Here is a 20,508-nt window from a genome sequence, read left to right as displayed (position 1 = left end):
AGAAATTTATCGAGCGTTTATTTCGCCTTGATAAACAAGGCCATTCTCCAAATCTACCGTAACTATCATATCGTCGGCCAATTTTTCAGTAGCCCCATCTACTCCTACAATAACAGGTATACCGTAGCTTATACCGACAATTGCCGCATGGGATGTCATGCCACCAGCCTCTGCTACAATAGCTGTTGCCTTAACAGCATACTTTGCATTTTCTTCATCCAAGCTAGATACTACCAGAATATCGCCAGGAGCAAACTTTTGAGTAAAATCATTTAACGTGCGTGCCACACATACTTTACCTGTTACTACTTTGCGACCAATGCCCGTACCTCTAAGTAAAATATTACCCACAACATGAACCCGTATCATATTAGTTGTGCCAGACTGCCCCGCAGGAACACCAGCGGTAATTACTACTAAGTCACCATCCTTAACAACGCCTTCTTTTAATGCACTGCCAACCGCATTTGTTACCATATCATCTGTATTTTTGAATCTGGCGCCAAGAATTGGGTGTACTCCCCAAAGCATCAGCATACTCCGGAAGGTCTTATCATTTGGAGTTACTGCAATAATTCTGGCCTTTGGACGATATCTTGATAGCATTCGCGGCGTATAACCACTTTCTGTAGCGGTAATGACAGCCGCAGCGCCGAGTTCATGAGTGATTTGCACCGTAGCATGACTAATTGCATCGGTTGTTGTACGCTGCAAGACAATTCCATTGGTAAGCAAAATAGTTTCATAGTTTAAAGCCTCTTCGGTTCGCACAGCTATCTTCGCCATAACCTTTACAGCTTCTACCGGATAATTTCCGGAAGCGGTTTCACCGCTAAGCATTATTACATCGGTTCCATCCATTATAGCATTAGCAATATCACTAGCTTCAGCGCGCGTTGGCCGCGGATTTGCAACCATAGATTCAAGCATTTGAGTTGCCGTAATAACCGGTTTTGCAGCTTTATTACACTTTTCAATCAACATTTTTTGAACAACTGGCACTTCTTCGGTTGGAATTTCAACGCCCAAGTCACCTCTTGCTACCATGATTCCATCGACAACTTTTAAAATCTCATCAATATTTTTAACACCTTCGGCATTTTCAATTTTAGCGATGATGTCCATCGAAGCGCCCGCGTCTTCAAGAACGCGGCGAATGGATAATACGTCTGCGGCTCGCTGGACAAAAGATGCGGCAATAAAGTCCATATTTTGTTCAATGCCGAACAAAATATCACTTATGTCCTGATGTGAAAGGAACGGCAGGTTTACGGCAACTCCAGGAACTGCAACACGTTTTAAGTCGCTCATTGCGCCTGAATTTAAAACAGTAGTTATGATATCTTGACCATTGATATCTTCAACCCGCAAGCTTACTAAGCCGTCTGATAACAATATGATATCCCCAGGCGTAACTTCGCTTGGCAAAGACTTATGATTTACGGATATAATTTCATTAGTACCTAATATATCTCTTACTGTCAAAATAAATTTTTGTCCCTCTTGTAATAGGACCTTTCCGTCTGCAAATTTTCCTATCCTCATCTCTGGGCCTTTAGTATCCAGCAAAAGCGCTACCGGTTTGTTGACACGTTGTGCTGCGGCGCGCACCATAGCAATTCTTTTCGCATGGTCCGCGTGATTACCATGCGAAAAGTTAAATCGCGCAACGTTCATCCCGGCGTTTAGCATTTCTTCTAAAATACCTGGCTTGTCTGTACCAGGACCAACTGTACAAATAATTTTCGTCTTCTTAAACATTCGAACACGCTCCTCTGAGATTACTCGTTCTATTTGGCAGCGTTTTGGCACAAAATTGCGTGAGCCTCGTCTGCCTCTGATTCGAGCACTAGTATTTCGAACATACCGTCTCCGAGCATTGAAACAACGCCTGCAGGTCTGATATTAGCCAATATACCTTCGCTGTCAAGCATGTTCTTAAGCATCTCCGCATGCGAACGGTTAGATGCGATATATATTACTGTCCACATTATGTTGCCTCCTGTAGCACATTGTTACTCATATATATAACACCTTGGTTTTCTCCAATATTAGACAGTATTCCTGCTAATAGCCAAGCATTATTTACAAAACTTAACTATAGAAAAAGATATGCTCCGCAACTCAAAATTGCTACGGAGCATATCAGCTAATCTTGTTTTAGTTCTTTGAATTCGGCAATAAGCTCAGGCAACACTTCCATGACATCGCCAACTATGCCATAGTCTGCCATCTTAAATATCGGGGCATCTTTATCTTTATTAATTGCAATTATAATATCGGACGAAGATATACCTGCAACATGTTGAATAGCTCCAGAAATGCCGCATGCAAAATAAATTTTCGGGCCAACCGTCTTTCCTGTCTGACCAATCTGATGAAGAGCCGGTTTCCAACCTGCGTCAACTACCGCGCGCGAAGCACCGACAGCCCCGCCGAGAACATTTGCTAGTTCTTCAATTAAGGTAAAATTCTCAGGCTTACCCATCCCCCGTCCGCCAGAGACGATAACCTCGGCCTCCTCTAAATTGCAGGACACCGTGCCTACCTTAATTATTTCGATTAGTTTCGTACGAATCTCAGCTGCCTGAACTCGGGTCTCAACCTTGACTATTTCTCCGTTTCGCGAATTGTCCATTAGGGGGCGCTTAAATACTTTCGGCCTTACTGTCCCCATTTGCGGACGATGGTCAGGGCACAAGATAGTTGCCATTATGTTGCCGCCGAAAGCAGGGCGGGTCCATGCTACTAACCCTGTAGCCTCATCAATGCTAAGATCAGTACAGTCGGCAGTTAGGCCGGTACCCACACGACACGCAACCCTAGGCGCCAAGTCACGCCCGTCATGAGTAGCCCCCATAAGAACTACAGAAGGTTTATAAGTATTTATCATGTCAGCTACAACATGTGTATAAGCATCTGTATTGTAATGACTAAATTCTTCTTGATCAGCAAGGTACACTTTATCGGCACCGCTTGCAATAGCCTGTTGCGCCAAAGGCTTAATGCCGTAGCCGACAATTACAGCGGCGAGTTCTTGACCTAAAGCATCCGCGAGTTTTCGGCCTTGACCCAGTAATTCATAGCCTACACTTTTGGCTAAACCGCCAGTTTGTTCGATATAAACCCAAACCCCTTTATAGCTATCCTTATCAATTGTACCGAGTTTTTCCTGCTCCTCACGAATAATTGCAGCAACTGGACAAGCTTCAGTGCAGGCACCGCACTGCGTACAGCCATCAGTTATTACTGCCTTATTAGTTTCCATAGCAATAGCGCCAAAAGGGCAGGCGTTAACGCACGTGCCGCAACCTATGCACGTTTCTTTTAAAATATTTACAGCCATCTATACCTTCCCCCTGCTATATAATTTTCGCTTCGCTAAGTTTTTGTATTAATAGATGAGCAGCCTCTTTAGCACTACTACTTTCAATTATCTCACCTTGAACACGATGGCTGGGCGCAAATATGCGGCGAACTTGTGTAGGTGAGCCTTTCAGTCCGATACGTTCACCATCGATTTCTAGGTCTTGCTGAGATAATACAGGGATATTTTTGCGATTTGCCTTCATAACCCCTTTAACACTGGCATGACGCGGCTCATTAATTGATTTAACTACAGTTATTAGAACCGGAAATTTAGCTTCTATCACTTCATAGCAATCTTCTTGCTCTCTTTTTACCACTACAGCATTGCCATTAACTTCAATATCAGCAGCGTATGTTATTGGAACAACTCCAAGATGCTCCGCTAATTCAGGGCCAACTTGAGCGGTGTCCCCGTCAATTGATTGTTTGCCGCAAAGGATTACATCGAAACTACCAAGTTTTCTTATCGCTGCAGCCAGAGTATAACTGGTAGCTAAGGTATCTGCCCCACCGAAAGCTCTGTCACTTATTAATACCGCTTCATCGGCTCCTAGGGCTATACACTCCTTCAGAACATCTTTAGCCTGCGAAGGTCCCATCGATATTACGGTTACTTTGCCCCCGTTTTTTTCCTTTAAACGTAAAGCGGCTTCAACTGCATGCTTGTCGAAAGGATTTAGAATACTAGGTACCCCTTGGCGAATTATACTATTCGTCGCAGGATCAATTTTTACTTCTGCGGTGTCAGGCACTTGCTTGACACAAACGATAATATCCATGCAAAATCCCCCTATGCACATTCAATCTAAAAGAAATCATATTGCCAAAAAGTTCTATACTTCTACACCAAGAATAATAACATATTCAATGGAAGCCTGTCATGATTTTTGATAGGAACTGAAAAATTATGTACTCGGAAATATTATTGGTAAATCCTTTAAACAATTTGTACGGTGCCTTTACCGAGCAGCGTTTCAATTGCAAGGATAGCTTCAGGTGAAGGATCTATCCAATACTTTTGCTCAGTCTTTATAACCCGCCGTTTAGCAACTAAGTGGAGGAATGTTACTGCTGAGCCGCTATGTTTTGCAAATATCTCTTTCAAATCGTTAAAAACACTATCATTCTCCTGCTGCTCACCAATTTTTATGCGAACTTCACTAGGTGCATTAAGCAGCTTTATTGTGTCGGCGACTATATTAGCCCGATCTTCATTAATATTTAAGCGTCCAGACACAGCTATCGGCATATCCGGCAGTAAAATTCCATTAATTTTTTCAAAAAGCCGTGGAAAGATAACAACTTCAATATTGTTTGTAAAATCCTCAAGAGCTGCAAAGCACATCATATCGCCACGTTTGGTCGTAATTCGTTTAGAACTGGTTATTAGACCGGCAGCCCGTACCGGTTTGCCGTCAGCATGACCATTTGATAACAGTTCATTTATACTGGGATAGCCTTTAAGTTTTTCTCGAAATTGATTGAGCGGATGACCTGTCACGTAAAAGCCTGTCATCTCTTTTTCCATCGCTAACCGTTGATCCTCGGGTATTTCAGCAATATCCGGTAAAACAATATCTTCAGCAATGTTTATCGCTTCTTCAGTAAATAAACCAATTTGCCCGCTGGCTTTTTCCTTTTGACGCAGCTGAGCAGTGTCGACAGCTTGATCCAATACAGCCAGCAGTTGGGATCTTCTTACATTGAGTGAGTCAAAGGAGCCACATTTTATCAGGCTTTCAATTACTCTTTTGTTAACCACCCGCATATCAACTTTTATACAAAAATCAATAAGCGAGTTAAATCGGCCTTCCCGCTGCCTTGCCGAGATTAGTGCTTCAATAGCATTCTCACCGACATTTTTTACACCAGCCAGACCAAACCGAATTGCGTTGCCATCAACACTAAAATTTGCCTGACTGGAATTAATATCTGGCGGCAATACTGCTATACCCATGCGACGGCATTCCTCAATGTAATACCCAACTTTGTCATTAGTACCCATAACACTTGTTAGCAGTGCCGCCATGAATTCCTGTGGATAATGAGCCTTAAGGTAGGCAGTTTGGTAAGCAACCAATGCATATGCCGCGCTATGCGATTTATTAAAGCCGTAGTCAGCGAAGTGTTCCATAAGGTCAAAAATCTCAGCAGCGGTATTAGGATCGATACCATTCTTAGCGGCCCCACGCAAAAAACTTTCACGCTGCGCGGCTAGAACATCATGTTTTTTCTTACCCATTGCCCGCCGAAGCAAATCGGCTTGTCCAAGTGAAAAGCCGGCTAATAACGAGGCAATTTGCATAACTTGTTCCTGATATAAGATTACACCAAAAGTATCTTTAAGTACCGGTTCCAATACAGGATGAATATAACTTACTTGTTTTTTTCCGTGCCGGCCGTTAATAAAATCTGCTACCATTCCACTTCCTAAAGGGCCTGGACGATATAGTGCAACTAGCGGTATAAGGTCAGTGAAGCTTTCAGGCTTTAGGTCTTTGACTAAGTTAGTCATACCACTAGATTCCATCTGAAAAACGCCGGCAGTTTCGCCGTTAGTAAGCATAGCACATGTTTGAGAATCATCTAAGGGAATTCTGTCAATATCAATATCTATACCCCGGTTCTGCTTAATCATTGTAATTGAATCGCCTATTACAGTCAGCGTTCTGAGTCCTAATAAGTCCATTTTTAGCAGCCCAATTTCTTCAACCCGATCCTTATCATATTGAGTTGTTAAAAAACCTTCTGAAGAGTTTTGCAGCGGCACATAATAAGTTAGTGGTTCTTTTGCAATAACCAACCCAGCAGCATGAGTTGACGCATGACGCGGCAAACCTTCAACCGCTATCGCTAAATCAACCATTTTTTTGACCGCCGGCTCAGAATTATATGCGTTTTTGAGCTCAGTGTTAAGCTCAAGAGCTCGTTTTAGGGTCATTCCGAGTTCTCCAGGCACCATTTTAGCAATCCGGTCAACTTCGCTATAACTCATATTTAATGCGCGTCCGACATCGCGTATTGCGGCCTTAGCAGCCATAGTACCAAATGTTATTATTTGAGCTACACGGTCAGCTCCATAACGCTGTGCCACATAGTTGATAACTTTTTCCCTATTTACATAGCAAAAATCAATATCTATATCAGGCATGGTGACACGTTCCGGGTTTAGGAAGCGTTCAAATAGCAAACCATATTTTAGCGGATCAATGTTAGTTATCCTAAGTAGATAGGCTACAATGCTGCCAGCCGCCGAACCCCGCCCCGGTCCAACGGGAACTCCGTTCTGGCGCGCATAATTTATAAAATCCCAAACAATTAAAAAGTAACTGGAGAATCCCATTTTTTCAATTATTGAAAGCTCATAATTGAGGCGATCTAATATTTCTTCGGTTATCTCACTATAGCGCTCCGCCAACTTGTCCTGACATAATTTCCGCAGAAACTGTTCCGCTGATAAACCGTCAGGCACAGGAAACTCTGGCAGAAGGTGGTGGCCAAACGTGAAATCAACATTACAACGCTCGGCAATTAACAAGGTATTTGTCAGCGCCCCGGGAAACTCTTGAAATAATACCGCCATCTCTTGCGGTGATTTTAAATAAAATTCGCTGTTGGGAAACTTCATTCGCCCCGGATCATCAACAGTTTTACCCATCTGAATGCATAGCAGAACATCATGGCATTCACTGTCAGTTCGTTCAATGTAGTGAAGGTCGTTAGTAGCTACTAATCCAATGCCAGTCTTTCGTGACATTTCTATAAGCGCAGCATTTACTTGCTTTTGCTCCGGCAACTTATGATCCTGAATTTCGAGGAAAAAGTTATTTGGCCCAAAAATTTTGCTGTATTCCAGCGCTAATTGTTCAGCCCCATCATAATTTCCTTTTAATATAAGCGCGGGGATTTCGCCGGCTATACAGGCACTTAAACAAATTATTCCTTGACTGTAACGAGCAAGTATTTCTCTGTCTACCCGCGGTTTATAATAAAAACCCTCGCTATGCCCTCTCGATACAAGTTCAATAAGATTGCGATAACCTATTTCATTTTCGGCTAATAGGACTAAATGATAGTATGACTCTCCCTCAACGGCACTCTTTTCCAGCCTTGACCGGGGGGCAACATATACTTCGCAGCCTATAATCGGCTTAATCCCTTGCTTTTTAGCCTCCTTGTAAAAATCAATAACACCATACATAGTGCCATGGTCAGTTATTGCTATTGCTGACATTCCCAATTCTTTAGTTCGACGGACAAGGTCTCTTATCCGGCTTGCTCCATCAAGCAAACTATATTCAGTATGTACATGCAAATGGACAAAATCTGTATCAGAAATGCTATTTATCTTACTTATCATTATTACATCCCTCTACCCCATAAAATCATATATGATTTCGACACTATTCTTCATTATTTCCTTTAAATCTTCGTAAAAAGTTTTGTTTGTGGCAAATTTAACTAACTTGGCAGGTATTATGAGCTAAACGTGGAAATTATATTGGTTATAATACAAAAAGAGGTGTGTTTAATTGTATCATGTTGGTATCTTGCAATTAACGCAAAACCTTGATGACGCCGTCCAAGGTTTTAAGCAAGGTCTAAATGACCAAGGTATAGCAGCTGAATTTCATTATATGAATGCCGATGGCAACCTCAACGAATTGCCTAAATTAGCTGCTAAACTGAAATCGCTTGATGTTGAGCTTATTTTTGCATGTTCTACTCCTGCAGCTCAAGCAGCGTTTGATTTACCAGGAGATATTCCCGTCGTTTTCACCCCGGTTTTTGATCCTGTAGGTGTTAAACTAGTAGAAAGCATGGACAAACCTGGCTCAAAGGCAACTGGTGTTTCCGGAATGGTAAAAGCAGCAGAAAAAACGGCTTTTATAAAGCGTATTTTGCCTAACGTAAAAAAGTTAGGCGTTTTATACCACACAGAGGATATGAATGCATTATTGGAACTTGCTAACTTCAGGCGTGCAGCACAAAACATTTTTACCTTAGTCGAACTACCTGTAAAAACAGCTGAGGATCTGTCAAACATAGATAGAATGCTTACTCCTGATATGGATGCTCTGTTTATCCCTATCGGGCGGATTATCGAGGAGAATTTCGCTACGGTGGTATACTATACTGATGGTGCCAACATGCCTGTAATTGCCTCCCACGCGCCTAATGTTCCAGGCGGAGCACTTGCTGCACTTGTATCGAATCATCATAAGTTAGGTGAAGCTTGTGCCGCTAAAGCAGCGCAAATATTAAACGGAACCTCACCTTCTGTTATTCCGGTAGGCATTGTCGAGCAGCCCGAAATACTCCTAAACGCTTTTGTTGCTGAGAACCTTGGAATTGAATTTTCCCCTGAATTGCTAGCTGAAGCAAAAGAAATATATGAATAATGAATTTGGAGATGAACAATATGTTGTTAAGACCTGATTCAGTGGAACTTCTTGCGCCCGTAGGCACGTGGGAAGTCCTTGAAACAGCCATTTCGGCTGGAGCCGATGCTGTATATCTTGGCGGAAAACGCTTTAATATGCGTATGCACCGCACCGATGTTAACTTTGACGATATAATGCTGGAAAGGGCTATAAAATACGCCCATAAAAATAAGGTCAAACTGTATGTAACTGTAAATAACTTGGTCAGTGATCGTGAAATTGACAAGATGCGTGATTATCTGAAACTTCTTGATAAAATTGGGCCGGATTCACTCATCGTTCAAGACTTGGCAATACTAGAACTGGCTCGGGAACTAGATTTGTCAGTGCCACTGCACGCCTCGGTTATGATGAACACCCACAATGAATACTCTGTAAGAACCCTTCAGGAATATGGAATAACACGAGTTGTTACAAGCCGGGAAATGAGCCTTACCCAACTAAGAATGCTGAGAGAAAAAACCGGTATAGAAATTGAGTATTTTATCCACGGCGATATGTGTGTTGCTCAGAGTGGTCAATGTCTGCACTCTGGCATCTTATTCGGACAAAGTTCTAACCGCGGTCGCTGTCTGAAACCGTGCCGCTGGCCTTATGAGCTAATTGATGCTAAAACCGGCGCCGCAGTAACCGACAACGATCCCGGTCCTTATAAACTGGCTCTCAAAGATATGTGCCTATATCGCAATCTGCCTGAACTAATTCAAGCCGGTGTCTGCTCATTTAAAATTGAAGGCCGGATGCGTACTGCAGACTTTGTTGAAAAAATTGTCAGCGTTTATCGGCGTGCCATTGATCGCTATATTGCCGATCCCACCGGTTATGCTACCAATGATAGCGACTGGCAGGAGATGTATGAAAGCCGAGCTCGTGATTTTACAACCTGCTACGCTTTGGGAAATCCGGGCGCAAGTGGTATCGGTTATACTGGTGAACGAGAGCCGCGCTTTTTTAGTCAGGCCGTTCAAGAAGCCGGCATGAATTCCGCAATTACGCTTCCCACAACCAGTGAAAACAAAGAATACAAAGTTTCCCCAGTACTAGCTGTGCGGGTAGCTGACTTAAACGGTCTTAATGCTGCTTGTAAAAACGGAGCGAATATAGTTTACGTTGGCGGTGAATCATTTAAGCCCCACAAACCCTGGACAATGAGAGATATCGCTACTGGCATATCCACAGCAAAAAAATATGACACCCAAGTTGTTATAACAACACCGAGAATCACAATGGAGCGGGAAATTGGGGAATATGAACAGTTTTTTGCTAATGTAGATAACCTTAACCCAAGCGGTGTAATGGTAAGCAATTCAGGAATGCTACGTTTAGCACGCCATACTTGTTCCCAACCTATACAAGCTGATTTTTCCTTAAATGTATTCAACCACTTGACCACAAAATGGCTTGCGGCTAATGGCGCCGTAAAAGCAACCATTTCTCCGGAAGCTACATATAGTCAAATTACTGAGTTAATACCTAAAAGCGCGCTGCCGCTTGAAATGATTATCCATGGTCCTATCGAAGCTATGGTTTCTGACCATTGTGTGCCCTCTGCTGTTTTAGGTACTGATCCGTTTAGCTGCGGCAATAATTGCTCTGATAAACGCTACGCTCTTCTGGATACTGCCGGTCAACAGCACCCTATCATGATTGACCAGTATTGCCGCAGTCATATCCTGTTTGCTAAGGATTTATGCCTACTTCCCTATCTAGGCGCACTTGCCGGTATCGCTCAATTCCGAATTGAAGGTCAGCATTATACCCCAGAGCAACTTGGTATAATTATAAAAACTTATAGGGAAGAACTTGATAAATTAGCGGCACAACAAGACAAATATGAGTTCGACCAAAAGCAACTTGAAAGAATCACTGCCATAAGCCCGCGCGAACTCGGCATAGGCGTATTCCGTTACCGCATCTCTAGATAACCTTTAAAATAATTAGTGGGAAAGGTGGTTACCATGAAGACTTATATTGGACCCGACGAGGTCTTACGCAAAAAACGCGAGTATCTGATACCCTGTGTATATCACTTCTATCGCCAGCCAATGCAGCTAGTCAAAGGCGAAATGCAATATTTATATGACCACACCGGAAAGCGTTATCTCGATTGCTTTGCAGGGGTGTCAGTTGTTAATTGCGGTCACTGCAATCCGCAGATAACAAAAGCTATCTGCGACCAGGTAAATACCCTCCAGCATACTACAACTATATACTTGACCCAAAACATTGTTGATTTAGCCGAGCGAGTGGCTGAAGTTACGCCTGGCAATCTAAAAAAGTCCTTTTTCTGTTCAAGCGGTACAGAAGCAAATGAGGGCGCTGCTCTGTTAGCCTCAATTTATACCGGTCGACATGAATTCATTAGCCTTCGACAATCACTCCATGGCCGTACCAAGCTGACCATGAGTCTAACGGGCCTTAGTTTATGGCGAACAGACACGACACCCGTGGGCGGTATAAGTTTCGCACCAAATGCTTATTGCTACCGCTGCCCCCTCAACAAACGTTATCCAGAGTGCGATCTTGCTTGTGCAAATGAGGTAGAAACGGTTATTAAGACATCGACTTCCGGACAGGTTGCTGCTATGTTTGCCGAAACAATACAAGGTAATGGCGGTATGATTACACCACCTCCTGGATATTTCAAACGCATAAAAGAGATACTTGATTCCTACGGCATTCTCTTAGTAATCGACGAGGTTCAGACAGGGTTCGGTCGTACTGGCAAAATGTTCGCGATTGAAAATTATAATGTTGTACCAGATATAATGACTGTAGCCAAAGCCCTTGGTAATGGCACTCCTGTTGGTGCATTTATTACCCGCGCCGAAATTGCTGATAAATATACCCGCCCCGGTGCATCAACGTTAGGAGGCAATCCAGTAACAGCAGCGGCGGCTTTAGCAACTTTAGACGTAATAACTACGAATGACTTGCCTGCAAGAGCAGCTGAGCTAGGTGAATACCTAAAAACAGGCCTAACTAGATTGCAGGAGAAGCATAATATTATCGGCGATATTCGCGGCCTTGGCTTGATGTTAGGAGCCGAACTTATCAACGCTGATAAGTCTCCAGCTATCGACCAGACTGATATTATCCTGGAAAAAATGAAAGACCGGGGCTTTTTGATCGGGAAAAATGGTCCCAACCGAAATGTCCTGGCCTTCCAACCGCCTCTTATAGTTACAAAAAATGATCTTGATGATCTATTAAATAACCTGGATGATGTAATAAACGAGTTATAGTCTGACTATCCTCTCATTAAACGGTTTGCATTGCGTACACTCTTTTGTGTACGCATATCTTTTTTTACAGAAACTAAACGCGGAATTGTGTACTTTTTCCTCTCGATGGTCATTCTTTTTGCATGAGCAATAAATACCACTATCGCAACTACCGCCCATACTACTGCAAAAATTCTACCTACTGAAGATGTAATAAACTCCGGGATGGCTAGCCAGAATACCACGAACATCGCCGTCATTGCCGTAAGGCTCAGCAGCGATCCAAACTTGCTGGTTTTTTCCTTAAATAATCGACTCATCGCTCTTTTCCCCACTTTCATAATGCCATTTATAGTTTAACTATCGCGTAAATTCGACGAACTACCTTACGTTATATATATTAACCCGCAGCATTAACTATTACCACAATTAGCCAGGACTATACATTTTGAAACTTTTGCCTAAAAATACAATATACACATAATTTTAGGTAAAATTCGACAGGATTTTTTGTTTTTTTATCGAATAGAACAAAAATAGCTCAGCCAAATGGATATCATCAATGATAGATACCATAAAAACATAGAGCAAGCTATATGGGTACCGTATGCCGTCCATACGGTATTGTTATATCTTCTCTGTGTTTTTTTATTATATAAATAAAGCAATCTAGGAGGACAGCTTTGAACAGTCGAAACCGAAAGACATCTTCACTATCCAGACGCAGTTTTTTAAAACTTCTGGGAGGAGTTGGGGCAGCTGGAGTCGCTTCAACGACGGCTGGTTGCAGCAATGTCCCCGTTGGCGGGACAGGCTGGTTGCCTCAGCAATATCACACAGCAAGCAACTGGCCAGTACAAGTTAAAGGCCGCATACCTATCGACTTTAACAATCCCTCAATTGTTCGTGATGACCGCAAGTGCATTTTGTGTGGTCAATGCATCGAAGTATGTAAAAACATTCAAACAGTATATGGTTATTACGAATTACCTCTAAAAAGTGATATCATCTGCATCGACTGCGGTCAGTGCACTATGTGGTGCCCCACCGCTGCTATAACTGAACGTGATGACGTCAGTAAAGTGCTAAAGGCGCTTGACGATAAAGACAGCTTTGTCTTCATCCAAACAGCTCCTGCAACAAGGGTTGCCCTTGGTGAAGAGTTTGGCCTGCAGCCTGGGGCTAATGTCGAAGGCCGACAAGTTACAGCATTGAGAAAGCTTGGTTTTGACGCAGTATTCGACACTGGCTTTACCGCTGATCTTACAATTTTAGAGGAAGCTAGCGAACTGGTTAAGCGCTTATCAGAAAAAACTTCTACTTTACCACAATTCACCTCGTGCTGCCCTGGCTGGGTAAAGTTTTGTGAATACTTTTATCCTGAATATATCCCAAACCTCTCTACTGCTAAATCTCCCCAGCAGATGCTAGGGGCACTCAGCAAAACTTATTACGCTAACATAAAGAGTATCAACCCTAGAAAAATTGTTTCGGTTGCGGTTATGCCATGCACAGCTAAGAAATTTGAGTGCCAACGGCCCGAAATGAGATCCGACAGTCACCTGCGAGATGTAGACATCGTTTTAACTACACGGGAGCTCGCCCGGTTAATTAAAATGAAGGGGATTAATTTAAATTCCTTAGAAGATGGTTCCTATGACAGTATATTAGGGGAAAGCACCGGAGCGGGCATGATATTTGCAGCAACCGGCGGTGTTATGGAGGCAGCTGTACGTACCGCTTATTATTTAGCAACCAACGAACCTCCGCCTGAGGAATTCTTAACCTTCAGAGCTGTTCGCGGATTGCAGGGTGTCAAAGAATCATCAGTAGACATTCCTGGGTTTGGAATATTAAGAGTGGCAGTGTGCAATGGATCTAAGAACGCCCGAGTTCTTCTTGATAAAATTCGTACCGGTGAATCAGCTTGGGACTTTATTGAAGTGATGGCTTGTCCAGGTGGCTGTATAGGCGGAGGCGGTCAGCCACGCACATCATTGCCCCCTTCAGACGAAGTGAGAGCAGCTCGCATTTCCAGTATTTATCGTTTAGACAGCAAGTCGCGTAAAAAAAGACTTAGCTTTGAAAACAACGACGTTAAGCAAGTTTATAAAAACTTTCTCATTCATCCCCTGAGCGAGATGTCCGAGCGTTTACTTCACACTCACTATAAAGACCGCAGCAGCCAGTTAATAGCAAAAAAGAAATATAGCTTGGATGAGGGTGAATCTAATGGCTAAAGCCGTTTTGGTTGATATAACTAAATGCATTGGTTGTGGAAGCTGTACAGTAGCCTGTAAGCTTTGGAATAACTTGGATTTTGATGAAAAACATCCGGCAACTGGATTAAAAGCCGAACTTAATGATAATAACTGGACAACAATTGCGCTTAAAGAAGTTGATCATAAAAATAGTAAAGTATGGCGCTTTGTTAAGCATCAGTGCATGCATTGCCTCGAACCAGCCTGCGCATCTGCTTGTTTTTCAAAAGCATTACAAAAAAACAATGATGGAGCTGTTGTGTATTACCCCGATTTATGCGTAGGCTGCCGTTACTGCATGATAGCTTGTCCATTCAATATTCCTAAATTTGAATGGAAAAAAACTTTTCCGCTCGTCACCAAGTGCCAAATGTGTTCTACAAAAATAGCCCAAGGCGAGTCACCAGCTTGCGTATCGGTTTGTCCTACTATGGCGCTTAAATATGGCGAGCGCTCAGAACTTCTTAAAGAAGCAAAAGCTCTTATTAATAACAACAAAATATATGTTAAAGAAATCTACGGCGAAACAGAAGTTGGCGGCACAGCCTGGCTGTATATATCAGATATTCCTTTTGCGAAGCTAGGTTTTAATACAGAATTAGGGAAAACCGCACTGCCAACCTATACACATAATTTTCTTAAATATACCCCTTTTCTTGCCATCGGTTGGGGAATGCTTTTGACAGGCTTATCTTTCTATACTAAGCGTCGCAATGAAATTGCTTCAAAAAAAGACAATGAAGATCAAAAGCAGCAAGAGACCACTAACCCGAAACCTTAAGTGACTAAGGAGAGTAACGATGACAACTTTTGAAGTGCTAGGCTGGAAATTTAAAATTACACCTACTCGGATCTGTTTAATGACAATCACAGCAATAAGTGTTGCGGTCATGATAGTTCGTATGATTACAGGATTGGGTATGTTAACCAATCTTAATGATGATTGGCCATGGGGTTTGTGGATAGCCTTTGATGTCTTCACGGGAGTAGCGTTAGCCGGCGGAGGCTACTCGACGGCCCTGATTGTTCATATCCTGCATCGAGACAAGTATCATCCTATTGCGAGAGCAGCACTTGTCACTTCGCTGCTTGGCTATCTTTTAGTAATGATCGGTCTATTTTTAGATATTGGTCAATGGTTTAATTTTTGGCGACCTTTTGTTTCTTGGGGATATTCATCAGTATTATTTGAGGTGTTTTGGTGTATATCAATTTATACTACAATCCAAGTATTAGAGTTCGGAGAAATAGTCACGGAAAAGATTGGACGTAGATTTCATGCACTTATTAAGAAACTATTACCTTTACTATTAATTCTTGGCGTAATTTTCCCAACCCTGCATCAGTCATCATTAGGGGGATTGTTTTTAATTGCTGTGCACAAGCTGCATCCCCTCTGGTGGTCGCCTCTGCTCCCCGTCTTTTTTCTAATGTCCTCATTTTTCGTAGGAGCGGCTATGGTATGTGTTGAATCTACTTTAGCGGGTAGAGCCTTCAATCATAAAGTTCCTGTTAATGTTCTTAGCGGCTTGGCTAAAATAAGCGGATATATGATGATCTGTTATTTAGCGCTGAAAACTTACGATCTCATTTCACGCGATGCCTTCTCACTGGTTTTCACCTACAGCTTGGAATCAACCTTCTTTGCTGCGGAAATTGTCTTAGGAATTGTGATCCCAATTCTTATCGTATTTAGTAAAGCTGGTAAGACTCGAACCGGATTGTTTATCTATGGGATTTTAGCTAGTATCGGCGTAGTATTAAGCCGGTTTAACGTTGTTTTTACCGGTATGGCTCAAAATAATGGCGGCTATTACTTGCCGTCAATTTGGGAATTCACTGTTAGTCTTGGCTTAATTTCTGCAGGCTGCCTTGCATATTGTTTCATAGTTGAAAACTTTAATATTCTTGGCCATCAAGATAAGCACCAATCAGAAAAACAATCTTATAGAGTATCCGCCTAAACAAAAAGACTTGGCATCGCCAAGTCTTTTTCAAATTTAAATATAGTATTATTTTATTTATTTCACTTCAAATTTACCTTTTACATATGTCGGTATAGAGTAAGCGTATAACTCTTTACTTATCGAAGCATTCGCTGGTACATATACTAAAACCTTTGATGATACCCTCTCACTGGAACCGCCGATTGTATAACATACACCACTTAAAAAATCTGTCATGCATTGCTGATTATAGTCATCTACCTGAGAAAAGTTTACTACAATTGAAATACCTGCTTTAAGATAATCAGCATAGTCTTTGACGTCCTCATACTTTAGCGGTGATAAGACAGCCATTTTCATATCAGGCCGATTATTACTATGTACACGCAGACGCGAGGGTTTATTGCGACCAGAACTTTGTTTTTCCTCAGTATCAGTAAAATCATCTGCTGGCATTATAAAATTAGTAAGCTTGTCGATTAAACTGACCGCCATGGTACTCCCCTCCAATAATTCCAGTTATTATACCATTTTTTAGTAGTGTTCGACATTCTTGTAGCTTTTCCTGCTATACGTAAATTATTTCTGATTTTTAGCAATGCCCTGAACTATAGACAACCCGGCTTGCGCCGAGCTTTAGTGAAAACACAAGCCGCTAGTCGCACTTATGTCACTAGAATTGATAATTGCAAATTCTGGTAGACAAAAAATGTCCGTATGCTATAAGCTGCATGCCGGACACGCTATTCCATGACTCAAAACCTGATATTGCCGGCTCATATGCCGATACACCGTGACACCTTTACACCTTTTACGATAGGCCTGCCAAAACACATGGGCCACGTCAGACCTTGTAGCCGACTGCGGCAAGTTAACTGTTTTTGATACTCCATTGTCTATATTCCGTTGCGCTGCAGCTAGTTGGGCTACATGTCCTTCCGGAGGTATCTCATGGGCAGTTGCCAGGACTCTTTTAACATGTTGCGATAAGTTCGAGCTTTGAATGCTGCCCTCGTTAAGTATCATGGTTTCAATGGACGGTGTTAACAGCTTGTGTTCGTTAAGGTAAGCTAAAACTGATTGGTTTATACTCGATAACAAGCTACCGTCTAGAACTCGTCTTGTAATTGCTAATCCAAATAAGGGCTCTATTCCACTAGAGCAGTTTGCAATAATGCTTATGCTGCCGGTCGGAGCCAAAGTTGTTACAGTCGCATTGCGCATATAACGGGACTTACCGTTAAATATGCTTTGATCAAAGGCCAGAAAATTCCCTCGCTTACTGGCAAGTATAGCTGATTCCTGCCTAGCAGTAGCTGTTATAAAATTCATTAACTTAGCCGTTGTTCGGACCGCTTGTTGACTAGCATATGCCATATCCTGCATTATGAAAACATCTGCCAACCCCATAATTCCCAAACCAATTTTTCTGGTCTGCAGGGATTTTTGCTTAATCTCATCGAGCGGATAATGGTTGACATCAATTACATTATCTAAAAAGCGTACTGCCGTTCGAACAGTCTCAGCTAACTTTATGAAATCTATTTCCCATTTCCCACCGCCTCTTTTTAACATTCTCGTCAAATTAATTGAGCCTAATGTACACGACTCATAAGGTAAAAGCGGCTGCTCAGAGCATGGGTTTGGCGACTCAAAATCACCCAACTCCGGAGTTGGGTTTGCTCGATTTACAGTATCCAAGAAAAAGAGACCGGGTTCACCATTTTGCCAAGCCATATCAACAATTAAGTCAAATATTGACCTAGCTCTTACTCTAACTGTAGGATGGCCGGTTCGTGGGTTAACCAAGGCAAAATCTGTATCTTTTTCGACAGCAGTCATAAAGCTATCAGTGACTCCAACTGATAGATTAAAATTATTAAGCTCGGTATTGTTATGCTTTGCTATAATAAACTCTTTTATATCGGGATGATCAACTCTTAATACCGCCATATTAGCGCCGCTGCGGACAGCGCCCTGCTTTACAGTTTGAGCAACCGCATCAAAAATCGAAATAAAGGCAAGCGGACCGCTCGCCTTACCAGCTCTTTCTCTCACAACATCTCCTTGGGGACGCAGGCGTGAAAATGAAAAACCCGTACCACCTCCACTGTGATGAACAAGAACAGCATTCTTAAGTGTTTCAAAAATATCAGACAATGAGTCTCGTATTGGAAGGACAAAACAAGCAGCCAACTGCGCGTTAGCCTTGCCCGAATTCATTAATGTTGGGGAATTAGGCAAAAAGGCAAGATTGGACATTAATTTATAATACTCTTCTGCAGCCTGGTTCTTATCGGCCTGATACAACTCCTCCCCCTGAGCAACATGCTCTGCTACTCGCCAAAACATCTGGTCCGGCGTTTCATCCTCCAATAAATAGCGGTTTTTAAGCAGAGTCATAGCTTCGGGTGAAATCATTAGCCTACCTCCTTAAAACTAGGCGCCAACCTTACGATCACGTCCACGAACATGACGATCCAGAATCATTTTTCGTAAACGAATATTTTTAGGGGTAACCTCAACCAATTCGTCCTTATTAATCCATTCCAGGGCCTGTTCTAAACTAAATATACGCGGCGGAGTCAGGCGAATTGCCTCATCGGACGAGCTTGAACGCATATTGGTAACATGTTTTTTCTTACAAGGGTTGATATCCATATCGCTTTCTCTAGCATTCTCACCAACAATAAGGCCCTGATATACCGCTTGACCAGGCGACACAAACATAACCCCGCGATCTTGGACACTATAAATGCCATAACCTGTTGTCTCACCGTCTTCAAAGGCCACAAGCGCACCGCGAGTCCGTCCAGGGATATCACCTTTATAAGGAGCGTAACCATGAAAAACATGATGCATTATGCCATTACCTTTAGTGCTTGTTAAGAACTCAGATCTAAAACCAATCAAGCCTCTGGCCGGGATAATAAACTCCATCCTTAGGTAGCCAGCCAGTTCAGTCATGTTGATAAGATCCGCTTTTCTTGTTCCTAACCCTTCCATAACTGCCCCCATAAATTCTTGAGGTACATCAATAGTCAAAAGCTCCATTGGTTCGCACTTCTGGTTATTAATCATTTTATAAATTACTTCCGGTTTTCCGACTTGAAGCTCGTAGCCCTCACGCCGCATTGTTTCGATCAGGATTGATAAATGCAGTTCACCACGACCAGATACCTCGAATGAATCCGGGCTATCCGTTTCAACCACTCGTAAACTTACATTTGTTTCTACTTCTTTAAAGAGTCGTTCGCGCAAATGCCTTGATGTGACAAATTGACCTTCACGGCCTGCAAACGGGCTGTTATTAACGCTGAATACCATAGACAAGGTCGGTTCGTCAATTTTAATTCCGGGCAAAGCTTCCGGATTCTCAGTATCGGCAATTGTATCGCCGATGTTTACATCTTCAAGCCCCATAATTGCAACTATATCGCCTAATCCAGCATCACTTACCTCGACGCGCTTTAACCCTTGGTATGCGTATAATTTACCAATTTTGGCTTTCCTCTGGCTTTCACCGTTAAGGATTGTTACCTGTTGTCCATTTAAAATCCGCCCCCGTACAATTCTGCCGATAGCGATTTTACCAACATATTCGTCATAATCCAGAGTAGTAACCATCATTTGCAGCGGACCGTCAATATCGCCATGAGGAGCAGGGATTTGCTTAATTAACAGGTCAAACAGCGGATGTAGATTGTCGTTTTCATCATCCATACTTAACTTAGCGATGCCATCGCGGGCAGCACAGTAAACTACCGGGAAGTCGAGTTGTTCATCATTTGCATCAAGCTCAATAAATAGTTCGAGAACCTCATCAAGTACGTCCTCGACCCGCTGATCTGGGCGGTCAATTTTATTGATGACAACAATAGGTTTTAAATTCTGCTCTAATGCCTTTCTCAAAACATATTTAGTTTGAGGCATCGGTCCTTCAAATGAGTCAACCAGTAAAAGTACGCCGTCGACCATAGTTAGAACACGCTCAACCTCGCCGCCGAAATCGGCATGTCCAGGAGTATCAACAATATTTATCTTAACATCACCGTACATAACGGCAGTATTTTTTGATAAAATGGTGATTCCGCGTTCTCTTTCAATGTCGTTGGAGTCCATAACACGCTCAGCCACTTGCTCGTTAGCGCGAAATATTCCACTTTGTCTTAACATAGCGTCAACTAGTGTTGTTTTGCCATGATCAACATGCGCGATAATGGCAATGTTCCGTAAATCATTGCGTTCCATTATAACCCTCCCA

The 20,508-nt window shown here is 42.5% G+C and carries 15 protein-coding genes; 6 read left to right on the top strand and 9 right to left on the bottom strand.

The genetic code is table 11. The features are described from left to right. Positions 1–6: 6 nt before the first annotated feature. The 5 genes from pyk to GX348_00955 all read right to left on the bottom strand — a co-directional run bounded on the left by pyk (position 7) and on the right by GX348_00955 (position 7,729). Positions 7–1,761, bottom strand: coding sequence for a pyruvate kinase (gene pyk / locus GX348_00975; protein NLP40770.1), 1,755 nt, complete (start codon positions 1,759–1,761; stop codon positions 7–9). 29 nt (positions 1,762–1,790) lie between these two features. After that, positions 1,791–1,991 (bottom strand): DUF2007 domain-containing protein, encoded by a 201-nt coding sequence (locus GX348_00970; protein ID NLP40769.1) that lies wholly within the window; start codon positions 1,989–1,991, stop codon positions 1,791–1,793. A gap of 158 nt (positions 1,992–2,149) precedes the next feature. Then, positions 2,150–3,346: an electron transfer flavoprotein subunit alpha gene (locus GX348_00965; protein NLP40768.1), complete on the bottom strand. Its 1,197-nt coding sequence runs from the start codon at positions 3,344–3,346 to the stop codon at positions 2,150–2,152. 16 nt (positions 3,347–3,362) lie between these two features. Beyond that, a complete protein-coding gene (locus GX348_00960) occupies positions 3,363–4,148 on the bottom strand; it encodes an electron transfer flavoprotein subunit beta/FixA family protein (protein NLP40767.1) in 786 nt (261 codons plus the stop codon). A 158-nt stretch (positions 4,149–4,306) separates the two neighbouring features. After that, positions 4,307–7,729 carry a DNA polymerase III subunit alpha gene (locus GX348_00955; GenBank protein ID NLP40766.1) on the bottom strand — a complete coding sequence of 1,141 codons (3,423 nt, stop codon included), beginning with the start codon at positions 7,727–7,729 and terminating at the stop codon, positions 4,307–4,309. A gap of 172 nt (positions 7,730–7,901) precedes the next feature. On the opposite strand from GX348_00955, the gene GX348_00950 reads away from it, so the two are divergent. From GX348_00950 to GX348_00940, 3 genes are read left to right on the top strand one after another with little or no spacing between them, the layout of a single operon-like run. Beyond that, positions 7,902–8,771: an ABC transporter substrate-binding protein gene (locus GX348_00950; protein ID NLP40765.1), complete on the top strand. Its 870-nt coding sequence runs from the start codon at positions 7,902–7,904 to the stop codon at positions 8,769–8,771. A gap of 20 nt (positions 8,772–8,791) precedes the next feature. Then, a complete protein-coding gene (locus tag GX348_00945) occupies positions 8,792–10,738 on the top strand; it encodes a U32 family peptidase (protein NLP40764.1) in 1,947 nt (648 codons plus the stop codon). Positions 10,739–10,771: 33 nt separating this feature from the next. Next, complete coding sequence (locus GX348_00940; GenBank protein NLP40763.1) at positions 10,772–12,058, top strand: aspartate aminotransferase family protein; 1,287 nt, start codon at positions 10,772–10,774, stop codon at positions 12,056–12,058. A 5-nt stretch (positions 12,059–12,063) separates the two neighbouring features. On the opposite strand, the gene GX348_00935 is transcribed toward GX348_00940, so the two are convergent. Further along, on the bottom strand, positions 12,064–12,357 hold the full coding sequence (locus tag GX348_00935; protein ID NLP40762.1) for a hypothetical protein: 294 nt from the start codon (positions 12,355–12,357) through the stop codon (positions 12,064–12,066). A gap of 363 nt (positions 12,358–12,720) precedes the next feature. Between GX348_00935 and GX348_00930 the strand changes: the two genes are divergently transcribed. From GX348_00930 to hybB, 3 genes are read left to right on the top strand one after another with little or no spacing between them, the layout of a single operon-like run. After that, the gene (locus GX348_00930) at positions 12,721–14,277 is read left to right on the top strand and encodes a twin-arginine translocation signal domain-containing protein (GenBank protein ID NLP40761.1); all 1,557 of its coding nucleotides are present in this window, start codon (positions 12,721–12,723) and stop codon (positions 14,275–14,277) included. Next, positions 14,270–15,079, top strand: a complete 810-nt coding sequence (locus GX348_00925) for a 4Fe-4S dicluster domain-containing protein (GenBank protein ID NLP40760.1) — start codon at positions 14,270–14,272, stop codon at positions 15,077–15,079. The genes GX348_00930 and GX348_00925 overlap by 8 nt, the downstream gene beginning before the upstream one ends. 19 nt (positions 15,080–15,098) lie before the next feature. Then, entirely contained in the window at positions 15,099–16,262 is a 1,164-nt protein-coding gene (hybB, locus tag GX348_00920; GenBank protein ID NLP40759.1) for a Ni/Fe-hydrogenase cytochrome b subunit, read from the top strand. Positions 16,263–16,319: 57 nt separating this feature from the next. Here hybB and GX348_00915 read toward each other — a convergent pair whose 3' ends face one another. The 3 genes from GX348_00915 to typA form a co-directional block, all read right to left on the bottom strand. Then, positions 16,320–16,739: a cell division protein SepF gene (locus tag GX348_00915; GenBank protein ID NLP40758.1), complete on the bottom strand. Its 420-nt coding sequence runs from the start codon at positions 16,737–16,739 to the stop codon at positions 16,320–16,322. A 225-nt stretch (positions 16,740–16,964) separates the two neighbouring features. Beyond that, the gene (locus GX348_00910; GenBank protein ID NLP40757.1) at positions 16,965–18,665 is read right to left on the bottom strand and encodes an adenosylcobalamin-dependent ribonucleoside-diphosphate reductase; all 1,701 of its coding nucleotides are present in this window, start codon (positions 18,663–18,665) and stop codon (positions 16,965–16,967) included. Positions 18,666–18,683: 18 nt separating this feature from the next. After that, entirely contained in the window at positions 18,684–20,495 is a 1,812-nt protein-coding gene (gene typA, locus GX348_00905; protein NLP40756.1) for a translational GTPase TypA, read from the bottom strand. Between the last annotated feature and the right edge of the window lie 13 nt (positions 20,496–20,508).

It is taken from the genome of Veillonellaceae bacterium (genome assembly GCA_012523975.1).
Taxonomy (GTDB): domain Bacteria; phylum Bacillota; class Negativicutes; order JAAYSF01; family JAAYSF01; genus JAAYSF01.
The sequence above is the reverse complement of the archived record's forward strand: the minus strand, read 5'-3'. Positions and strand labels throughout refer to the sequence as shown.